The following is a 20,153-nucleotide window of genomic DNA, read 5'->3' as shown; positions in this document are numbered from 1 at the left end:
ATTATCAGGTGTCGCTGAACCCCAGTTTGCTGAGGATAGCTTCCACATTGTCGTGGTGTTTGGCTTGCCATTCATCCAGAGTCATACTGCTGTCTTTGTCGGCGCGTTTTTTAGCTATATCAAAGGCTTCGGCAGCAGAGGCTTGCGGGACGACGGCAATACCCTCTTCGTCGGCGACAATGATATCACCGGGATGCACTGTCACACCACCACAGTTAACCGGTTGGTTGAGTGGGTCGACGCATTTCTTCGCACCGGGCTTGGGGACCACGCCACGGGCAAACACCGGAAAGCCCATTTCCCGAACTTCCGCTAAATCCCGGATCACACCATCTACCACAAACCCAGCTATTCCCCGTCTCTGGGCAATCGCACAAACGTTACCACCGGATACCGCAAACTGATCGTCAGCTTCCACCACAATAATGTCGCCCGGGTTAGCCCGGTAAATGGCCGCGTGTAACATCAGGTGATCGCCCGGCTGGCATTTTACGGTAAACGCAGGCCCCGAAATTTTAGGCACCGGTTGCCACAGCGAATGAATGGCATAATCCATAAATTGCTCGCGCGGCAGTGCATCGGCATATTCGCAAGTTGAAACAGATGAAAAATCGATGGTCATTACGTTTTCCCTGATAACAGAACAGATTAAAGAATCACCACTATAACAACCCTGCTCCGATTGAGGAGTAGATAGCATGTATTTTCATTATCACTGCCTGTGTTATCTTGGCCTAAAAGGACAATTAACCAACCAGCTCATGACCCTGCCTGATTATCACCTGTTGGCCGCACTGCTTTATTCAGCCTTATTACTACTTTGTACCGGCTCAACAAAAGCCGCTATCCGTTTCGGTATACCAGTGGCGGCCGTGTGGTTATCGTTAAGTTTTGCTGGAAGCCTGCTTTTTGCCGTGCAGGCGACGGCCTATATCGGCCTTACTTATTTGCTGCATCAACAACGCCTGTCAGGCCGGTGGCCGAAGATAATAGCCTGGGTCCTGTGGGGCGTTTTTAGCGTTGGATTGCTCACTCACCTGCTGCCGGGTTACCAGGGATTGCTATTAACCGATAATACCCAGGTAAAAGCCAATAGCCTTGCGGCCAGCGTTTACCTGAACACCGATAAGGTTCTTATCGCCTGGGCGTTATTACAGTGGATACCGGTATGGCAAAAAAATTCCTGCACAGCCCCGCACGTGTCAGCATGGGTGATGCTAGCATCACCATTGATGGCAATACCGTTAATTATGTTGTTAGCGGTTCAGCTTGGCTTACTGCAATGGCAACCGGGGTTTTCCGGATTGCTGGCAGTCATCATCTTATCCAACCTGCTTAATACCTGTTTTACCGAAGAGCTATTGTTTCGTGGTGCGCTGCAAAATTACCTGCATAAAAAACTGGGGATGTTAGGCGGGCTGGTTATTGCCAGTGGCCTGTTTGGCCTTGCTCACTTCGCCGGTGGCGGTTGGTATATGCTGCTGGCCACATTAGCCGGATTGCTATACGGCCTGGTTTACCTGCTAACCGGCCGGTTGCTGTGGGCGGTACTATGCCACTGGGGACTCAATACCACCCACCTGTTGCTGTTTACCTGGCCTGTGGTGCAGGCCGGATAGTCATCCCTGTTTATTAAGGTCGAACAGCGGTCACTTCAATTTCTACCAGGTAGTTGGGGTTAGCCAGGCCAGCCACCTGAAAAGCCGAACGGGATGGCAGATTAGGCTGCTCCTCCGTACCGAAAAACTGTTTATAGCCACGCATAAAACCAGCGAAGTCCATTTTACCTTCCATTGCCGGGTCGCCTACTAAAAACACCTGCATCTTCATGACATCACCCATGGTCAGATCCAGGCTTTTCAGATTTTCCTCAATGCGGTTAAGCACGCTGACGGTTTGCATTTCGGTATCGCCGTAAGCTTCCATACTGCCCTTTGGCGCATCAGGATTGCTGATCCCAGGCACTGAACCACTTAAAAAGACAATGGTACTGGTAGCCGGTACTTCCGAAGCGCGCAGGATGGGGAAGTCAGACCCAATCAGGCCGTGGCGAATAACCGTTTCTTTGGCCGGCGAAGTGGCATCGGCATCATTACATCCGGTAGTGGCAAATACTGCACTTAGCAGCAGTGGAGCAAGGAATAATTTTTTCATGTTGTGTTCCTGTATTCTGGTTAGTGTTTATCGTTGTGCAATGGTTTTAACGTCGTCGGCGTCGACCACGTCGGTAAAGTGATTACCAAAATGGCTGCGGGTGTAATTCACCACTTCGGCAATTTGTTCATCAGACAGGTATTGTTTAAGCGGTGGCATGCCGCCCATGCCGTTGCTGACCATATAAATCACATAAGCACCGGCCGCCAGCTTGGGATTTTTGGCTAATGCCGGATACATTCCGGCACCTTGTGCGCCTTCGGCATTGGTCATATGACAGCCCTGACAAATGGCATGATAAAGGGCTTCACCGGTGACTTCCTCGAAGTTAGCGCCTTCGGAAAACCCGGCATCATCAGTAGCATATAAGCAAGTGCTTACAAACAATAAAAACACTGATATTAATAATTTTATAGTTTTATTCATGAGTGTATCCTCAAATTATTAAGCCATCGTACTCAGGGCTTTCTGGTGAAGTCGTTTAATTGCGTCGTGGGCCGAAGAGATAGCGCCCTCCTGCCAGGCTGGTAAATTAGAAGCGTGCTCTCCTGCCAGCACCAGGCGGCCGTCAACCTGACAAAGATTCTCGTAATGCTCTGCGCGCTTTTCTTCCGTCCACAGGCCATAGCAGCCCTGGGTCCATGGCACACGGTGCCAACCCACGGAGATACCGTTATCAAATTCCTCGGCATACTGCGGATGAATTTGCTTGCCATATTCCACCGCTTTCTTTACTCGTTCCTTAGGTGACAGGGAAGTAAATTCAAAAGCATTAGCGCCCCACACATAGGCCCCCAGCAGTACGCCTTTGCCCTTGTCGCAGAATTTGGTGCTGGGGTAACTGATATTGGTGATCGGCAGGTTGGTGTAGCTCACGCCACCGTAAATGGCTTCATCCTGTTCCTAGAAACGGCGCTTAAATTCCAGGCCCACTTTTACTGAGGCGGCATAGGGTAAAGAGCGAATAGCGGCCTGCATACCGCTGCTGGTCTGCACCGGAATCTGGCTAAGGATGGATAAAGGAATGGTACACACACACCAGTCTGCCTGGGCGGTTTTTGCTACGCCCTGTTGTTCGTAATTTACCGTTACACCGGTGTCGCTCTGAGCAATTTTGGTGACTTTGGCATTGTATTCAATCAGCTCGCCCACGCGCTTCTCAAACGCTTTGGCGATATTGTCCATGCCGCCAACGGGCTGAAAAATACTGCTTTGAAACTCAATATCCTGACCGTTAACGATGTATTTCCATAACTCAGATTGTATTAGGGTGCTTTGATCAAAAGGCTCACTGGGTTCTGGCTTCGGTGATAACCCGCCGCCCGGGGGAATGGCAAAGCCACGACGCAAACTGACTTCATAGGATTTCTTATAATCCCCCTTAGCATCCAGAGCCCCCCAGTGGCGCAACGATTCAAAAAGCTTTTCCCGATCCTCATGGGTCAACGCTTCATCCAACGCATTTTGATTTAATGCTTTCCCAAGCAGTTCAGCGGCATAGCCCTGATAGTCGGCCTGTACTTCACGATACCGCTGTGGTTTCCCCCCAAACGCCTTAGTAGAATGCACCAGGGCGTTGTAATTAACCTGGACAAAAGGCTCTATGGCGATATTGAACTCATTGATGTATGACATCACATGATGATGGTGATAGGGCACTCGCCATGGCCCCGGGTTAATATAATTACCCTCGGCAAACTGGCATTGTTGGGTCTCGCCGCCTAGTTCGGTATAGGTATCGCCGCCACGCAGCGTCCAGCAGCGCCCACCGGCACGGCCATTAAATTCGAGTACTTTTACCTTGTAGCCTGCTTTCCTTAGCTCGTAAGCCGATGTCATTCCGGCCAGTCCCGCCCCCAGCACCAACACCGTGGCGCCTTTTTTTGCCCCGCCCAGATTTAACTTATCCGGGTGTGATGACTCTGCCGCAAAGCCCAAGGACGTCATGGCCTGATACATTGCACCTGCGCCCGCTGTTTTACCTATCCAGCCCAGTAATGCCCGGCGGCTCATAGTGTGGTTATTCAACGAAATCGCCCCTTGTGTTGAAGTAAAAACTGATGGATGCGCATTCGGATGCACCGCCGGTGCCAGCTTGTTAACAGACAGGGTTAAACTTATAAAATATACGATTAACTACTAATAATAGACGAATGTTTGAACTTTACGCACAAATCGGGCAAAAATAATCCAATGGTTAACCTTTGATGGCCCAATACGATGCAATGTAATGCACCTATTAAGAGCAAGGTTATTCATCTGCAAGGAACGAGTGGCTACATATTCTTTTACACTTAGTCACAAATGACGGGTAGAACTCCTGCGGTCATTGGTTAAGCTATGGCGCTTAAACCTAACGCTTCACATTAAAAGGACGTAACGTGATGTTATCCAGATTACTATTACTTTTCTGTTGCCTTATCAGTAGCTGCGCTCAGGCCACCAATAAAGGCTCGCCAATTGGCTCGCCAATTGGATCGCCGATCGGCTCCCCGATGAAGAATTGTTTCCGTGGCTCATTTAGCAGCTACGAATCCTGGAAAAATGCCCTCGCCAGTAAAAAGCCAAACTTTAATGAAAAGGCCTTCAATTGGGCGTTTCCTGAAGAAAAATACAACCACATCAAACAATCCCTGGATTGCTTCGATTTTACCTATGAAGTAGATGGGTTAACCGTGGAAGGCTATTATCTGGCTCCTAAACAGCGCGATGAGAAGACCCCGGTAGTCATCTATAATCGCGGCGGCAATGCTCAGTTTGGTTATGTTATGTTTGCCAAGAAATTATTGCTTCAGGCAGAGCTTGCCCAAGCTGGGTATGTGGTGATTGGCAGTCAGTATCGCGGCGCTAGTGCACGCTTTATTAAAAACAATGGGGCCGATGAATTCGGTGGCGCAGATGTAAAGGATGTGACTACGCTGGTTGATGTAGCTGCCGATATTCCTATGGCAGACACCAACAATATTGCACTGGTAGGCTGGAGTCGCGGCGCGATGCAATCTTACCTTGCGGCCAGAGAGTTGGATAATGTGCACGCGATTGTTGGCATTGCCGGTGTAGGCGACCTTGAAAAAGAGCTTAACTGGCGCCCGAAAATGGAGAACGTGTACCGCGAAAGGATCCCCGGCTACGACCAGACTAAATCCACCGCGCTCGCTGAGCGCTCGGTAATAAACTGGCTGGACAAACTGCCTGATGCACCGGTGTTACTTCTCCATGGCAGCGAAGATAAGCGGGTCAACCCGGAGCAATCCCGTTTACTGGCCGCTGCCCTGGACAACGCTGAGCACACAAACAAACTGGTTATTTATGAAGGCGACAATCATAGCCTGGTTAAAAACCGTCAGACCATGCAACAGGAAGTGATTGCCTGGCTCGATGAATATATGAAATAAAACTAGTTATGTTCGGCGGTCAGTGCTTTGAGGGCTGTGATCGCCCGCTCAGCATCGGCCTGCGGGACAAAAATATGATCATGATAAAAAGCGGCTATTACGTTAGAGCTAATCCCCTGCTCAGTGAGTGCCTTAGACATTGCCGCAGTTAACCCTACCGCCTCCAGGCTGGAGTGGATTTCGCAGGTAATACAATTAAACACCGTCTCATAGGCAAAGCCTTCGGCGTCGGCCACCGACTGTAACAAAACCAGGGTCACGCCCTCTTTTTCGCGGAACATCACCTTAGGGTCGAGTCTCACAAACACTTCCGGGTCCAGCACCAGGATGCTGACAAATACCCAGGATTCTGGCTGTAGTACCGGATTAAGCCCACCAAGCAGCGTATCTAAATCTGTTTCCCCTGTCATAACTTCCCCTTACAGTTTAAACGCTCTAACCCGTTTACCTTTGATTTTACCTTCCCGAAATAGCTTTAATGCGCGCTTCACGCTGCGCCGCTTAACTGCCACAAAACTCTCGTTGGCCTGCACTTTAATTTTACCAATGTCCTCGCCCGGTACATCGGCATCTTTAGTGAGCGCGCCCAGAATATCACCGGGTCGCAATTTCGCTTTCTTACCTTCGTTGAGATTCAGACAGACAAACTCCGGCTCAATAATCCGATTGGCATGAAAACGCAGACTCTGTGCGCCTTTCTTTTTTAAATCCTGTTTAGTGTGAATTTCAATCGCCGCCAGCGCCGCGCCGTCATTCTCACTCATCAGCGTAAAAGCCATACCCGGCTGCTGGGCCCGGCCAGCGCGACCGATGCGGTGAATATGCGCATCCGGGTTTTCGCTGACTTCATAATTCACCACACAATCCACACCCGCGATATCCAAACCACGGGCAGCCACATCAGTAGCCACCAGCACATTCAAGCAGTCACTGGCAAAGCGCATCAGCACCCGGTTGCGATCAACCTGTTCCATATCGCCCTGAATGGCTGCGACGACAAACCCTTCCTGCGCCAGCATATCGGCAACTTCCTGAGTAGTTCGTTTAGTTCGGCAGAACACCATGGCACTGTTTGGCTGCTCTGTGGTGAGTAAAGCTTTTAAGGCATTAAACCGCTGCCCTTCTTCCACGGTGTAGACCAGCTCACTGACGTTAGCGCGCTGCTCAGAATCCACTTTAATGGATTCCGGGTCTCTTAAATAGGCCTGCGCCAACGCCGTGGTTGCCTCGGTAAACGTGGCTGAAAAGAATAAAGTTTGCACCGGCCCGCGTAAACCGGCAAAAATCACCGCCAGGTCGTCGGTAAAGCCCATATCCAGCATACGGTCGGCTTCGTCGAACACGCGTACTTTTAAATGTTTAAGCGTGATGCGTTTTTTCTGAACGTGGTCCATTACCCGCCCTGGCGTGCCGACAATAATATGGCAACCATGCCGAAGCGAATTAATTTGCGGCCCCATGGGCTGGCCACCACACAGCGTCAGCACTTTGGCATTGGGCATATCCTTGGCGAGCACTCGACACTGCTCTGCCACCTGCTCAGCTAACTCCCGGGTAGGGCACAGCACAATGGCCTGCATGGCGTTTTTGTTGAAGTTGAGTTGCTGCAAGCAACCTACTGCAAATGCCAGGGTTTTGCCGGAGCCCGTCTGAGCCTGGGCTAACACATCCCGCCCTGCCAGGATAGCCGGCATACTCGCCTGCTGCACAGGACGAGGCGCAGTATAGCCTGCACGAGCAATTGCCGAGATGAGTTCGGGGCGCAGATTGTAGTCGCTAAACAGTTCGCTCATAAATAAATTAAGCCAGTTTCCAGTTGAGGGTTTGTCCGGCAAAAAACGGCACCATTTCAGTGCCATCGGCCAGAGTGACCAGTTCAGGTACCTGCCAGCTTTCTTTCACCAGAGTAATGGTACCTTCGTTGCGCGATAGTCCGTAGAAATCCGGGCCATTATTGCTGGCAAAGTCTTCAAACTTGTCCATGGCGCCCAGTTGTTCGAACACTTCGGCGTAGAGTTCAATGGCACTCCACGCGCTGTAACAACCCGCACAGCCACAGGCATTTTCTTTGCGATGCTTAGCATGCGGCGCAGAGTCGGTGCCTAAGAAGAATTTTTTCGAACCTTCGGCAACCACCTCGCGCAAACGCGCCTGGTGAGTATTACGTTTTAATACCGGTAAACAGTAATTGTGCGGACGAACCCCGCCTACCAGCAAATCATTGCGGTTAAGTAATAAATGTTGTGGCGTAATGGTAGCACCAACATTATCACCATGGGCCAGTACAAAATCGGCTGCATCAGCCGTGGTGATGTGTTCGAAGACCACTTTCAGCGCCGGGAAATCCTTAACGATCTTCACCATGTATTCGTCAATAAATACTTTTTCACGGTCGAAAATATCCACATGATTTTCGGTCACTTCACCATGCACCAGCAGTAACATGCCGTCTTTCTGCATTTGTTCAAACACCGGATACAGCGCATTGATACCTTTAACCGCCGCATCAGAGTTGGTTGTTGCACCTGCAGGATAGAGCTTACACGCCGTAACACCGGCCGCTTTGGCTTCGGTAATATCCGCAGGGGTAGTTTCGTTAGTCAGATACAGCGTCATTAAGGGCTCAAACTGACTCCCTTCAGGCCGTGCTGCCAGGATCCGCTCTTTGTAAGCCATGGCGAGCGATGCATTCGTTACCGGCGGCACCAGGTTTGGCATCACAATTGCGCGGGCAAAGCAGCGGGCCGTTGCCGGCACGGTTTCAGCTAACATTTCATTATCGCGAAAATGGAGGTGCCAGTCGTCTGGCTGGCGGATAGTAATTGACTGCATGGAAGGCCCCGAATAATAAACGCATGGTTAAGATCAGTCGGGCATTATAGCAACTTTAACGGGCAATAGTGTAATTGAAGGTAAAACTGTTAGTTTCGCCTGCGCTAAGCAGCGGTTACCGTCAGCTTACCCGGTTATCGGGCGTTCAGGCCGCATCGAAAGCAGCTCAGGTCGTCTGCTAGTTACCTGCTCAACCCTGACGGTGAAGGTTGCGCCACCTGACTTCCAGAATAGCGATGGCAACGATATAAAGCACAATAATTACCAGCGAGACAGCCAGAAAACGCTGCTCCGGAAAAACATACCACGCCCCTACCACAAGTACCGTTCTTAATACACCGTGCGCTACACCTATCCAGTGCTGAATGATCCAGCTGATAGGCAGCCACATCAACCCCGTAAGCACGCCGATGATTAATGGCAGTGAAGTGTAATCAGCCATAAAGAATGGGATAGCAATGGCATAAACCAATACAGCCATGCCAACCGAGTACATAAACAGCGCATCAAAAGTATTTTTGGGCCGCGATTTATCCATAAAGTCTTCGCCGGTAAGTTTTGAGATAAACAGCCCGAGGTAGACAATCGATCCGGTGGCGGCGAATGTCAGTAAACTGATCGCAACCGGCCCCAAAAATAATGAGCCAACAGCAATAATCAGCCAGGCGATTAATCCGGCAATAGGGGTGGCAATAAGGCGTCGGCTGGCAAACTCAGCGCGCTGCTCCTCCAGGCTACGATGTGGTGACATAATGTTCTCCTTATTTTCTGCCAGCATAACGTTTATTGATAGTAAGTGCCTGACTAATATGTAAGAAAGTATAGAACACCGGCAGTTCTTTGATTACCTTATCGTCCTGACTAGTTAACTGCCAATCTGCGATTTCCACATTCGTGTTTCATATATTAAACTTTTAAGCGGCATCACAGTGCTGGTATTGCAACACTGACGCTGGCCGCCTACTTTTAGCAACCTGAGCTAAATACCGGAATGCTTATGCGGTCACTGTTTTTGATTTACCTGATGGTGTGGCTTTCACTGACACCGGGTTCAAGTGGGCCTGAAGAAGCTGCACTGTCCATCCTACACATGCAACCGGGTCTGCTCCCGCTGGATAATGACCAACTGGCCACACTCCCTCAAACAGAAAAGGCTAGCCACTACCGTGTTTTTAAGGCCATCGAAAACAAAGCACAATATAACCACGGCGCAGTACTCTTTCACTTTAATGGTCAGCTTTTTTGCCAGTGGCAAACCTCCAGGCGCGATGAAGACGGCCCGGACACGCATGTCCTTTACAGTATCAGCGATGATGGCCGGCAATGGCAGACTCCCCGCACGCTGGCGGCAATCCGCGATGATGCCATTGTGACCAGTGGCGGTTGGTGGTCTGATGGCACTCAGCTTGTGGCTTTTGTTAACGTGTGGCCGAAACAGCTGTCGCCCAAAGCCGGGCATACAGAATATGCCATAAGTCGCGACGGCCTGAACTGGTCTTCATTTGAACCGGTGCTGGATGCAACCGGTAAACCGCTGCTCGGCATCATTGAACAAGACCTTAAAGCCCTCCTGCCGTCGGGCCGCATTCTAACCGCTTTTCACCGCCAGCCGGGACTCATTGCAACACCCTACTTTACCGACGACCCCCTGGCCATTTCTGGCTGGATCGCAGGTAAATTCAGTAACCTGCCTCATAAAGGCAGTATTAGCCGCGAGCTGGAACCCTCCTGGTATCAAAAACCCGGCGGCGAAATTGTAATGACCTTTCGCGATCAGGCTGGCAGTTTTAAAGTACTTGCCGCTGAAAGCAAAGATGACGGTGCCAGCTGGACATCAGTTCAAATCACCAATGTGCCCGACTCCAGAGCAAAACAAAGTGCCGGCAATCTGCCCGACGGTACCGCTTTTATTGTAAATAACCCTACCGGTAATAAAACCCGGCTGCCGCTGGTTATTCTGCTAAGTCGTAATGGTGAGGAGTTTGATCAAGCCATGGTACTGCGGGGTCAGGAGCAACTGCCGACTATGCGTTTTGCTGGCAAATATAAACGAGTGGGTTACAGCTACCCGAAAAGTTATGTCTGGAACGATGCGCTCTGGGTGAGTTACGCCGTTAACAAGGAAGACATTGCCGTCACCCGGCTGGCGCTGGCGGCAACACCTTAGCTCTTGAGGCCAGTGTTAAGCCAGTAACCGGCTTAAACAGCTGTAAAGCAATGGCAGATCGATGGGTTTACCAATATGCGACGTAAATCCCGTGTTTAAATACGCACCGACATCGCGGGGCGATACGTTCGCCGTAAGAGCAACTATGGGTAAATTTTTGTGTTTTTTATTGATCAGTTTAAATGCTTCGATGCCATCCATTTCCGGCATCTGAATATCCATTAATACCAGGTCAAAACTGGCCCTGCCAACAGCGGCAAGTGCTTCCCGCCCGTTGGTAACAAATTCAACTACCGCCTCGGTTGGCTCCAACATCGAGGCCAGTACCATTTGGTTAATGTCATTATCTTCAGCAACCAGGATCCGACGCCCTCGTAGTTGTGGCGGTTCGGCGGCTTGCTGAGAAGCAGGCGCTGTGCTAAGCGACGTAGGTTTAAGCGGTAACTGCACCGATATATGGGTTCCTAACCCGGGCTGACTATTCACCTTTAAGTCTCCGCCCATCAGATTGACCAGACTGATAGTGATTGACATGCCTAAACCGGTACCACCATATTTACGGGTAGTAGATGAATCAGCCTGCGCAAATCGTTCGAAAATAAGTTGCTGAACATCCTCACTCATGCCTATTCCGGTGTCCGACACGTTAAGCTGTAACCACGGTTTTTCTGTTGGAGGACTAGAGAGCAACTCCACTCTGACCCCGCCCTCGTGAGTAAACTTAACGGCATTCGACACCAGATTCAGTAGTATCTGGCGGATCCTTGTGGCATCCCCTGCCCAACCATCGGTAAAATTATCCGCGCTCTCCAGAGAAAGGGAGATTTGTCTTGCCTCAGCCTCTGGCAATAAATCGCTTATCACCGACTCACTGATTTGAAGCGCTGAGAAAGGCGCATTTTCCAGCGTCAGCTGATTGGCTTCTATTTTTGAATAGTCGAGCACATCATTAACAATGGTCAACAGGGTTTTAGCGGAATACCCGGCTTTACTGACCAGGTTTTGCATTGTTGGTTCCAGGCTGGCCTGGGATAACAACTGTAAGGTGCCCAGAATACTGTTCATAGGTGTGCGGATCTCATGACTCATATTGGCCAGAAAAACACTTTTGGCTTTGGTAGCCTGCTCGGCTTTTTCTTTTGCCAGCTGCAATTCTCTGGCCCGCTCAACGTTGAGGGTAACATCCTGAAAAGTGCCGAATAGTTTAATGCATTGCCCGTCCTGCATTTCTACTTCGCCCCTCGACACCACCCAACGCGCTTTGCCCTGAGCGGTGATCATTTGTGCCCCGATATTCCATGGCCGCCCTTTTTCAATAGCATTGGTCACTGCCTGCAGAACCTTTTCGCGCTGCTCACCTTCGGGATAAAAAGCCAGCGCAGCTTCAATAGAGGGTACATAGTCATCTTCCACACCGTGGATCAGCTTGGTCTGGTCGCTCCAATCAATATGTCCGCTCAGCAGATCTACAGACCAAGTGCCAATTTTGCCGACCTTTTCCAGTTTATCCAGCGTAGCTGCCTGCGCTGTTAACCTTGCCATCGCTTCGTTACGCGCAATCTCTGCGCCCAGCCATTGGGCAATAAGTTCTACGTAATCATAAGCCTCAGGGGGAAATGGCGCGACAGGGTCAGGAGACGAAAAATTAACCGTGCCATATACTTCATCGTTCAGGTGTATCGGAGCGCCCAGATACGCCTCAAGCCCCTGAGTGTGATAACAAGGGTGACTGGCTATTTCTGATTTCCCGGCATGATGAAAGCCTGTCGCCTGCTGCGCTTTGAGGGTATGGATGCAATAGGTTTCTTCCAGGGGAAAGGTCATGCCGGGCGTAAGCTCGGGTATTGGACTTTCGACATACAGAATAAGGTAAGTCTGGTTAACGACTTTACTGACAATACCAATCTCCAGCCCGAATAACTCACGGCCGAAGCCGAGTAGTTGTCCGACTTTAGCGTCAAAAGATATTGCCTGATTTGCAACAATATTATGAAACGCCCGTAACGGATTGACTGAATTTGCCATATTTACCTGATTAGCCCCTGTATTAACCCGATACTCTACAAGAAAAACCAAAACGGTGCTGAACGTTTTATGGGCAATCAGGGTTTTAATAGGGTCGGAATTCACACATCAGGAGACCCCGGATACCACCTCACGGTGATTCCGGGAAAAAAAGGCTACGCTCAACTTACAAGGATGCCCTGGGAGACCCCGGATATCACCTCACGGTGATTCCGGGGTAAAAACAGGCTACGCTCAACTCACAAGGATGCCCTGGGGGACCCCGGATATCACCTCACGGTGATTCCGGGGTAAAAACAGGCTACGCTCAACTCACAAGGATGCCCTGGGGGACCCCGGATATCACCTCACGGTGATTCCGGGGTAAAAACAGGCTACGCCTGTTTTTACTTCTTCGTATAAGCCGCTATGATTACTATGGTCTGGCCGTTTACTTTGCCTTCGATGTGCAATGGGTTGTTAGTCAGGCGGATATTACGAACCGGGGTGCCACGCTTGGCTGTAAAATTGGCGCCTTTAACGGTGAGATCTTTGATCAGGTGTACTGAATCCCCCGCTTTGAGCACATCGCCGTTGCTGTCCAGCGTGGGTTCTCTGTCGTCAATCCCCGCTTTGGCCCATTCCAGTGTGTCGTCGTCGAGGTACAACATATCGAGTAAATCCTGAGCCCAGGTTTCGCTTTCCAGCTGTTTTAACATCCGCCATGAAACCACCTGCACTGCCGGCACCTGAGACCACATGGCATCATTCAGGCAGCGCCAGTGATTCACATCCACCTCACTCTCGTCGTTTAACTGCGGTAAACAAGTTGAACAAACTGCTATTGCGCAATTATCTGAGTCGTTGGGTGATTCTGGCACCATATAAAGGCTCAGCCCTTCACTGTTACCACATACCTCACACGCGTCATTTGCACGTTTAAATACTGCTTGTTCGTTTGCCATGGTCTATGCCCGAAAGTAAAAAAAACGCGAGTATAGCACAGGCCAGACATTTTATAATAAGCAATACATTCATTTAGCTTGAGCTATCCTTGTGCTCAACCCAGATAAGTTTGGATGTATCAAACCCCAGCGCTTTTGCTTTACCGAGTAAACTGTCCAGTACATCTTGTGGCAGTTCCGGCGTTCGCGCCAGTATCCACAGGTATGTCTTATCCGGGCCGGTCACCAGCGAATAGCGATAATTTTCCTTGTCGAGTTCAGCCACTACATAACTTGCATAAAACGGACCGAAAAAAGACACCTTTAAATGCCCCGTTTGCTCATCCTCCACAAAATAAGCCTTACCCTCAGCCTCATTCCACTCACCTTCCCCGGCGTTGTAGCCGCGGTTAAGCACACGAATACCACCGTCATCGCGCATTGAGTAGTTGGCCGTAATTTGCGAAAGGCCACGCTCGAAACTATGGTCAAAACGGGCAATTTCGTACCAGGTTCCCAGGTACCGATCGGCCTCAAAACCCTGCACCGGTTTAACGCCTTCTGGCACCGACGTACACCCGACCACTAACCACACCGTGGAAAGGACCATTAAAAAACGAAACATAATAATTCCTTGTAACGAAAACTGATGTCAGCCCTCAATACGAGCGTCAACTATGTTTGTATCACTTAAAGGTTTAAGATAGGGTGTGAACAACGCAAAAAATCGAAAATCATTATGCTAAAAACACAATTTCCACATGCTTCTAGAGTTATCTTCGGTTGTATGGGGCTGGGCGGGAACTGGTCTCATCAACCCTATACCAAAGCCGATTTGAACCTGGCAAGCAAAGCCGTTGAACAAGCGTTATCGTCTGGTATTACAGTGTTTGATCACGCCGATATTTATACTCATGGCAACGCTGAAAAGGTCTTTGCCGACGTGCTGAACAATCAGCCGGACTGGCGCGATAATATGATCATCCAGTCTAAATGCGGGATCCGCTTTGAAGACAATCAGGGGCCAAAGCGCTACGACTTTTCTCCAGAATGGATTTCAGCTTCGCTTGAGGGGGTTCTGAGCAGACTCAATATAGAGCATCTGGATGTATTATTGCTGCACCGCCCTGATCCACTGGCCGATTTACCCGCTGTGGCCGAGTGCCTCACACGATTACACCAGGAAGGTAAATTTGGCTATCTGGGCGTGTCTAATATGCACTGGTATCAGATTGATGCCCTTAATAGGCTACTGCCGTTTCCGGTAATTGCTAATCAGTTGGAAATGAGCCTCGGTTACCGAGATTGGGTAGAAGAAGGGATCTGCACCAACAGTCCGCATAATAGCCAGAACGGTTATACACCGGGTACGCTGGAATATTGTCAGCAACAGGGCGTGCAGTTACAAGCCTGGGCACCTTTGGCACAGGGCAAGTATTCTGGCAATGGCGATGCAACCTGCCCCACCAGCAAACTGGTAAGCGAATTGGCCGCCAGTTATGGCGTGAGCAGAGAAGCGATTGTGTTGGGCTGGCTAATGCGCCACCCGGCCGGTATCCAACCGGTTATTGGTACCACTAATCCGCAGCGTATAGCGGCCTGCGCAGAAGCAGAAACGCTAACCCTATCCCGTGAACACTGGTATCAGCTGTTCGAATCTGCCCGCGGTCAGGAAGTGCCCTGATATGTTTAACGCTATTCACCACGTTGCCATCATTTGTAGTGATTACCCTACATCCAAAGCGTTTTATCAACAGGTGCTGGGGTTTCAGGTAGTGGCTGAGAATTACCGGGCTGAGCGCGACTCCTATAAATGTGACCTGGCGTTAGCCGATGGCACACAGATTGAGCTGTTCTCTTTTCCCGGCGCGCCAGCCAGACCAAGCCGGCCAGAAGCTCAGGGGCTTAGACACCTGGCGTTTAAAGTCACGGATATCGATGCAGCCATTCAACACCTGGGCGAACATCAGATTGAATGTGAACCGGTAAGGGTAGATCCTTACACCCAACGCCGCTTCACATTCTTTAACGATCCTGATGGCTTACCACTGGAACTTTACGAAATTTAGCTGTCCAGTAACGCCAATGCACCACACAGCCCGGAGCGGGTGTCCAGGCCTGGTAAACAAACGATGTCTTCCAGGTTTATCCCTTCGGGCATAACGATATAGTCATTCAGTTTGCCACGGGCAGACGCAATCACTTTTTCAACCAGGCCATGTTTTTGCATTACACCGCCGCCCAGAATGATTTTTTCAGCACTTAACGTCACCATCAGGTTATGGCACATATCCCCCAATACTTCACTAAGACCATCCCAGGCCGGGTGGTCATCAGCAAAAGTATCAGAAGGCTGCGACCAGATTTTACCGAGCGCGGTACCTGAAGCTAATCCTTCCACACAGTTTTGGTGAAAGGGGCACACGCCCTGAATGCCAGACGGAGGCTTTACCAGCATATGGCCAATTTCCGGATGTACCAGTCCGTGCAAAGGTTTGCCGTTGATTACCACGCCGCCGCCCACACCGGTGCCTACCGTTACATATACCGCCACGTTGGTATTCTGAGCAGCACCCCAGCGATATTCGCCCAGTGCCGCACCGTTAACATCGGTATCAATGGTCACTTCACATCCTAGTTGAGCAGCCAGGTGACCAGCTAAATTAGTATGGCTCCAGTCTGGCTTGGGTGTTTTTGTAATGTAACCATAGGTAGCCGAGGCAGGATTCAGATCCAGGGGGCCAAAACTGGCAATCCCCATCCGGGTGAAAGCATAGCCGGCTTCACGCTGTTGCTGAAAAAACGCAACCGTTTTAGCTAAGGTCTCTTCGGGGGTTGTGGTTGGAATACGAATTTCCGCCACGATATCCCGCCCTGGAGTCACCACTGCACAGTTAAATTTGGTACCACCGGCTTCAATCACCGCGTAATAAGGTTCAGTTAACGCCATCTGCTATTGCCTCAAAGTTCTGCAAGCGTTGTTCAATTAACCCACAATTATGCTACGGATTATCATGACATCGTTGCGGTTGAATTTATATCCGCTGTTTTTGCTGTAATGTTAAGTATCAGGGCAGAGATTTCGCCTGCACAACCCAGAAGCCGATAATTAACAAAAATAACACAAACGCAAAAACTTAATCTTTTAGCTTAAATTAAGAAATTAGTAATCAAATAAAGTCTTTACCAGTAAACCATGACTTTCGATAAACATTTACTTGTAAATTTCTTGATAAATTAACTTAATCGTTTAAGATTAAAACTAGCAAAGCTTAGTTTTGCTGTAAATAAATTTGTGAAACTTTTGTAAAACCACCTGAAGCAAGTCAGTTGGCTGGAGAATACTGATGAATTACGCGGCGTCGAGTGAACAATGCCTGAACAGAATACTGGCAGGGTTAGACTTATCGTTTTTATCACAGCGCGATCTCAAGCTCTTCACTAATCGTCTTACCAGCCATTTTCACGAATTGTTCACCCGCTATGTAGATGTCTACGGACATCAATATGACTGTTATTATCATTTGTCACAGTTGGTTCTGTCGCTGGCCATGGGGCTTAAAAACCGTAAGGCCGATCTAAAACGTCAGGATAAAGCCAGAAGCAGCGATGACAAGCTGTGGCACCAGCAGGAAAATCAGGTTGGTATGGCATGCTATGTTGATCTGATGGGCCCTACCCTTACCGAACTGCAGGCCAAAATTCCTTATTTTAAGTCACTCGGGCTGACTTACCTGCACCTTATGCCACTTTATGCCTCGCCGGAAGGTGACAGCGACGGTGGTTATGCTGTGTCTGACTATCGCAAGGTCAACCCGGTGCTGGGCAACATGAAAGAGCTCGAGGCGCTGTCCAAAGCGTTACGCGAAGCCGGGATTAATCTGGTGCTGGATTTTGTGTTCAACCACACCTCCGACGAACACCGCTGGGCCAAAGCCGCCCTGGCCGGCGATGAAAACTATCAAAACTACTATTATCTGTTTGATGACCGCACCATCCCCGACCAGTACGAACAAAGCCTGCGAGAAATCTTTCCGCAGGTTCGCCGTGGCAGCTTTACCTGGAACGAGACCATGCACAAATGGGTATGGACGACGTTTAACAGCTTTCAATGGGATCTGAACTACAGTAACCCGGCAGTGTTTAACGCCATTACTGAAGAAATGCTGTTCCTGGCAAACATTGGCTGCGCGGCCTTACGCCTGGATGCGCTGGCTTTCATCTGGAAGCAGATGGGCACCAACTGTGAAAACCAGCCTAATGCACACAAACTTATCCAGGCGTTTAACTGCTGTCTGCAAATCACAGCGCCGGCGGTGGTGTTTAAGTCGGAAGCCATAGTTCACCCCGACGAAGTCCTTAAGTATATTCGCCAGGATGAGTGTCAGCTTTCCTATAACCCACTGTTGATGGCTCTTATCTGGAACAGTCTGGCAACGCGCAAGACGCGCTTGCTCACCAGCTCAATGCAAAAGAGCTTTGCCATTGATCACGATTGCAGTTGGGTAAACTATGTGCGTTGCCATGATGATATTGGCTGGACTTTTGATGATGCCGTGGCCCATCAACTGGGCATTAACCCCTACGATCATCGCTATTTCCTGAATCAGTTCTTTACCGGTCGCTTCGAGGGCTCCTATGCTGACGGTGTGCCGTTTGCAGAAAATCCATCAAACGGTGATTGTCGTGTATGCGGCTCGCTGGCTTCGTTATGCGGTTTGGAAGGTGCATTACAAGCCAAGGATCAACAGGCCATCGACACCGCCATGCGCCGCATTATGCTGGTGCACGGAGTAATTATGAGTATCGGTGGCATTCCATTGCTTTATTCCGGTGATGAGATGGGATTACTTAATGACTACAGTTACCGGGACGACCCCGCCAAAGCCCATGATGATCGTTGGGTAAACAGAATTGCCGTTACTTCAGCACTAATCAGCGACATTGAAGCGCCGCCGGCAACCACTGATTCGCTCGAAAGAAAAACCCAAAAAGCGATTTTTGCCGGTCTGAAACAACTTATTAATTTGCGTAAAGAACACGCCGTTTTTGGTCGGGCCCGCACCCATATTTTACAAACCTTCAATCAACATTGCTTTGTGTACTGCCGGGTGGCGGACGAGGGACAGAAATTGTTGGTTCTGTGTAACTTCAGTGAACACCCACAAACTCTACAAAGCAACGTTCTGGAAGTTTTTGCTGGTAAACCCGCAACAGATTTGCTTAGCAACAATAGTATCGATAGGTCCTCAGATATTCACCTGGCGCCTTACCAACAATGCTGGTTACTTGGCTAAAAAGAGCAGAAAAAGGGAGGCACCGCGCCTCCTCTTCAGCTATTTTCTGCCTCGTACTGATCGATCCCGCCCATTACACAGTAATTATCACCAGTTAAATTGCCGATTCGCCGGTGACTTTTCACATAACTGCTATACTTAGGTTATGTGATGTTGCGGCTCACATTAATGAGCTCATTACTGAGATAATGAGTCGTCGGGTATCACCTATATACCCAGGTACAGTAAGAAACAGGGCAATCAGCTATTGGTTGTTTAAGAAGGAATCGCTGTTTCGCTAAAACAAGGAGCAAACGGAAAATGCTAAGCCAGGCTTATTTAGAATACCGCTGTCCTCGCTGTGGATATATTAATGCCATAGCCAGAGAAACTGTTATAGACATGTATAAGGAACAATCTGATGCGTGTCAGCATTGTCAGCAAAAGCTCGAGATCATTGCTGCCAATGGTATTAACGATCAAATCAATCTTATCGTTTCAGAGCAGGAAGACAGCGCGAAGTAAGTATCAAAAATCAAAAAAGGGGATGCTGTAACAGCGTCCCCTTTTTGTTTTTAATTCAGTCTTATGTGACTAGCCGCTGAAGAACTCCCGACGCAACTGCATATCAGTCAGAAATTGACCGCCCAATGCCGATGTTTTAGTGTAAGAAAGGCTATCGCGTATGCCTCTCGCCTTTACACAGTAATGCGTGGCGTTAATTACTACCGCCACATCTTCAGTGCCGGTTAGTGCCTGCAAGGCCACCAGTACTTGCTGAGTCAGGCGTTCCTGCACCTGGGGCCGTTGGGCAAAAAATCCTACCAGACGATTAATTTTGGACAAACCAATCACGGTATCCTTTGGAATGTAGGCGACCGTGGCTGTCCCATCGATAGTGACAAAATGGTGTTCACAGGTGCTGGTAAGGCTGATATCACTTACCTGAACCGGCTGACCCACCTGCATCTTGTTTTCGATCTGGGTGATCTTAGGGAACTTACGATAATCCAGGCCGGAAAATATTTCATCAACATACATTTTAGCGATGCGCTCTGGCGTCTCCGACAGGCTGTCATCAGACAAATCCAGGCCGAGCGTTTCCATCACGTCCCGCATGGCGTGCTCTATCCGCTGGCGCTTCGCTTCGTCGCTCAGACCATTTTCTAACATAGGTGTTTCCAAGCCTTTTGCTACCAGTGCTTCATGCACCAGCAATGCCTCTTTGGATATACCCAGTTTTACCGCATCGCGCACAACTACCGCTTCTTTTTCTAACATTCACTCATTCCGTAACAACGACTAACCCTGCTTATACTAACCAGACCGCAGATTAGGATTAAAATAACCTGTTAATTTGTCATTAAAACGATCTGCAATC

The 20,153-nt window shown here is 49.5% G+C and carries 19 protein-coding genes and 1 pseudogene; 7 read left to right on the top strand and 13 right to left on the bottom strand.

Going from position 1 to position 20,153, the window contains the following annotated elements; genetic code table 11:
- Positions 1 to 4: 4 nt before the first annotated feature.
- The gene (locus AC566Q_RS03975) at positions 5 to 622 is read right to left on the bottom strand and encodes an RraA family protein (protein ID WP_105935328.1); all 618 of its coding nucleotides are present in this window, start codon (positions 620 to 622) and stop codon (positions 5 to 7) included.
- Between the two features lie 76 nt (positions 623 to 698).
- On the opposite strand from AC566Q_RS03975, the gene AC566Q_RS03970 reads away from it, so the two are divergent.
- Positions 699 to 1,619, top strand: a complete 921-nt coding sequence (locus AC566Q_RS03970; protein ID WP_499613954.1) for a CPBP family intramembrane glutamic endopeptidase — start codon at positions 699 to 701, stop codon at positions 1,617 to 1,619.
- Positions 1,620 to 1,632: 13 nt separating this feature from the next.
- Here AC566Q_RS03970 and AC566Q_RS03965 read toward each other — a convergent pair whose 3' ends face one another.
- The 3 genes and pseudogenes from AC566Q_RS03965 to AC566Q_RS03955 form a co-directional block, all read right to left on the bottom strand.
- A complete protein-coding gene (locus tag AC566Q_RS03965) occupies positions 1,633 to 2,154 on the bottom strand; it encodes a RidA family protein (RefSeq protein ID WP_499613951.1) in 522 nt (173 codons plus the stop codon).
- Positions 2,155 to 2,181: 27 nt separating this feature from the next.
- Positions 2,182 to 2,580, bottom strand: coding sequence for a c-type cytochrome (locus AC566Q_RS03960; protein WP_499613948.1), 399 nt, complete (start codon positions 2,578 to 2,580; stop codon positions 2,182 to 2,184).
- A gap of 18 nt (positions 2,581 to 2,598) precedes the next feature.
- Positions 2,599 to 4,101, bottom strand: a pseudogene (locus tag AC566Q_RS03955) (flavin monoamine oxidase family protein).
- 548 nt (positions 4,102 to 4,649) lie between these two features.
- On the opposite strand from AC566Q_RS03955, the gene AC566Q_RS03950 reads away from it, so the two are divergent.
- Complete coding sequence (locus AC566Q_RS03950) at positions 4,650 to 5,549, top strand: alpha/beta hydrolase family protein (protein ID WP_499613946.1); 900 nt, start codon at positions 4,650 to 4,652, stop codon at positions 5,547 to 5,549.
- Between the two features lie 2 nt (positions 5,550 to 5,551).
- Here the strand turns inward: AC566Q_RS03950 and AC566Q_RS03945 are convergent, their stop codons facing one another.
- From AC566Q_RS03945 to AC566Q_RS03930, 4 genes are all read right to left on the bottom strand, one after another.
- On the bottom strand, positions 5,552 to 5,959 hold the full coding sequence (locus AC566Q_RS03945; protein ID WP_499613944.1) for an ACT domain-containing protein: 408 nt from the start codon (positions 5,957 to 5,959) through the stop codon (positions 5,552 to 5,554).
- Between the two features lie 9 nt (positions 5,960 to 5,968).
- Positions 5,969 to 7,342 carry an ATP-dependent RNA helicase DbpA gene (gene dbpA / locus AC566Q_RS03940; protein WP_499613942.1) on the bottom strand — a complete coding sequence of 458 codons (1,374 nt, stop codon included), beginning with the start codon at positions 7,340 to 7,342 and terminating at the stop codon, positions 5,969 to 5,971.
- Positions 7,343 to 7,349: 7 nt separating this feature from the next.
- The gene (gene pyrC, locus AC566Q_RS03935) at positions 7,350 to 8,381 is read right to left on the bottom strand and encodes a dihydroorotase (protein ID WP_499613939.1); all 1,032 of its coding nucleotides are present in this window, start codon (positions 8,379 to 8,381) and stop codon (positions 7,350 to 7,352) included.
- Between the two features lie 190 nt (positions 8,382 to 8,571).
- Positions 8,572 to 9,132 carry a DUF7010 family protein gene (locus AC566Q_RS03930; protein WP_499613935.1) on the bottom strand — a complete coding sequence of 187 codons (561 nt, stop codon included), beginning with the start codon at positions 9,130 to 9,132 and terminating at the stop codon, positions 8,572 to 8,574.
- 246 nt (positions 9,133 to 9,378) lie between these two features.
- Between AC566Q_RS03930 and AC566Q_RS03925 the strand changes: the two genes are divergently transcribed.
- The gene (locus tag AC566Q_RS03925) at positions 9,379 to 10,548 is read left to right on the top strand and encodes a sialidase family protein (RefSeq protein ID WP_499613932.1); all 1,170 of its coding nucleotides are present in this window, start codon (positions 9,379 to 9,381) and stop codon (positions 10,546 to 10,548) included.
- Positions 10,549 to 10,563: 15 nt separating this feature from the next.
- On the opposite strand, the gene AC566Q_RS03920 is transcribed toward AC566Q_RS03925, so the two are convergent.
- The 3 genes from AC566Q_RS03920 to AC566Q_RS03910 all read right to left on the bottom strand — a co-directional run bounded on the left by AC566Q_RS03920 (position 10,564) and on the right by AC566Q_RS03910 (position 14,121).
- Complete coding sequence (locus AC566Q_RS03920; protein ID WP_499613929.1) at positions 10,564 to 12,573, bottom strand: GAF domain-containing hybrid sensor histidine kinase/response regulator; 2,010 nt, start codon at positions 12,571 to 12,573, stop codon at positions 10,564 to 10,566.
- A gap of 386 nt (positions 12,574 to 12,959) precedes the next feature.
- Positions 12,960 to 13,517, bottom strand: a complete 558-nt coding sequence (locus AC566Q_RS03915) for a PhnA domain-containing protein (RefSeq protein WP_499613926.1) — start codon at positions 13,515 to 13,517, stop codon at positions 12,960 to 12,962.
- A 73-nt stretch (positions 13,518 to 13,590) separates the two neighbouring features.
- Positions 13,591 to 14,121 (bottom strand): lipocalin family protein, encoded by a 531-nt coding sequence (locus tag AC566Q_RS03910; RefSeq protein WP_499613924.1) that lies wholly within the window; start codon positions 14,119 to 14,121, stop codon positions 13,591 to 13,593.
- A 114-nt stretch (positions 14,122 to 14,235) separates the two neighbouring features.
- On the opposite strand from AC566Q_RS03910, the gene AC566Q_RS03905 reads away from it, so the two are divergent.
- Together AC566Q_RS03905 and gloA2 are read left to right on the top strand one after the other, a co-directional pair.
- Positions 14,236 to 15,180, top strand: coding sequence for an aldo/keto reductase (locus AC566Q_RS03905; protein ID WP_499613921.1), 945 nt, complete (start codon positions 14,236 to 14,238; stop codon positions 15,178 to 15,180).
- Between the two features lies 1 nt (position 15,181).
- Entirely contained in the window at positions 15,182 to 15,565 is a 384-nt protein-coding gene (gene gloA2 / locus AC566Q_RS03900) for an SMU1112c/YaeR family gloxylase I-like metalloprotein (RefSeq protein WP_499613918.1), read from the top strand.
- Here gloA2 and AC566Q_RS03895 read toward each other — a convergent pair.
- On the bottom strand, positions 15,562 to 16,446 hold the full coding sequence (locus AC566Q_RS03895) for an ROK family protein (protein ID WP_499613915.1): 885 nt from the start codon (positions 16,444 to 16,446) through the stop codon (positions 15,562 to 15,564). The two genes, gloA2 and AC566Q_RS03895, sit on opposite strands and share 4 nt — an antisense overlap.
- Before the next feature lie 397 nt (positions 16,447 to 16,843).
- Here AC566Q_RS03895 and AC566Q_RS03890 point away from each other — a divergent pair, with 397 nt between their 5' ends.
- Together AC566Q_RS03890 and AC566Q_RS03885 are read left to right on the top strand one after the other, a co-directional pair.
- A complete protein-coding gene (locus AC566Q_RS03890; RefSeq protein ID WP_499613912.1) occupies positions 16,844 to 18,793 on the top strand; it encodes an alpha-amylase family protein in 1,950 nt (649 codons plus the stop codon).
- Between the two features lie 300 nt (positions 18,794 to 19,093).
- Positions 19,094 to 19,297 carry a hypothetical protein gene (locus AC566Q_RS03885; protein WP_499613909.1) on the top strand — a complete coding sequence of 68 codons (204 nt, stop codon included), beginning with the start codon at positions 19,094 to 19,096 and terminating at the stop codon, positions 19,295 to 19,297.
- Between the two features lie 69 nt (positions 19,298 to 19,366).
- Here AC566Q_RS03885 and folE read toward each other — a convergent pair whose 3' ends face one another.
- Entirely contained in the window at positions 19,367 to 20,053 is a 687-nt protein-coding gene (gene folE, locus AC566Q_RS03880) for a GTP cyclohydrolase I FolE (protein WP_499613907.1), read from the bottom strand.
- Between the last annotated feature and the right edge of the window lie 100 nt (positions 20,054 to 20,153).

The organism is Alteromonas sp. H02 (assembly GCF_059682525.1).
This window is presented reverse-complemented; position numbering and strand designations above follow the sequence as displayed.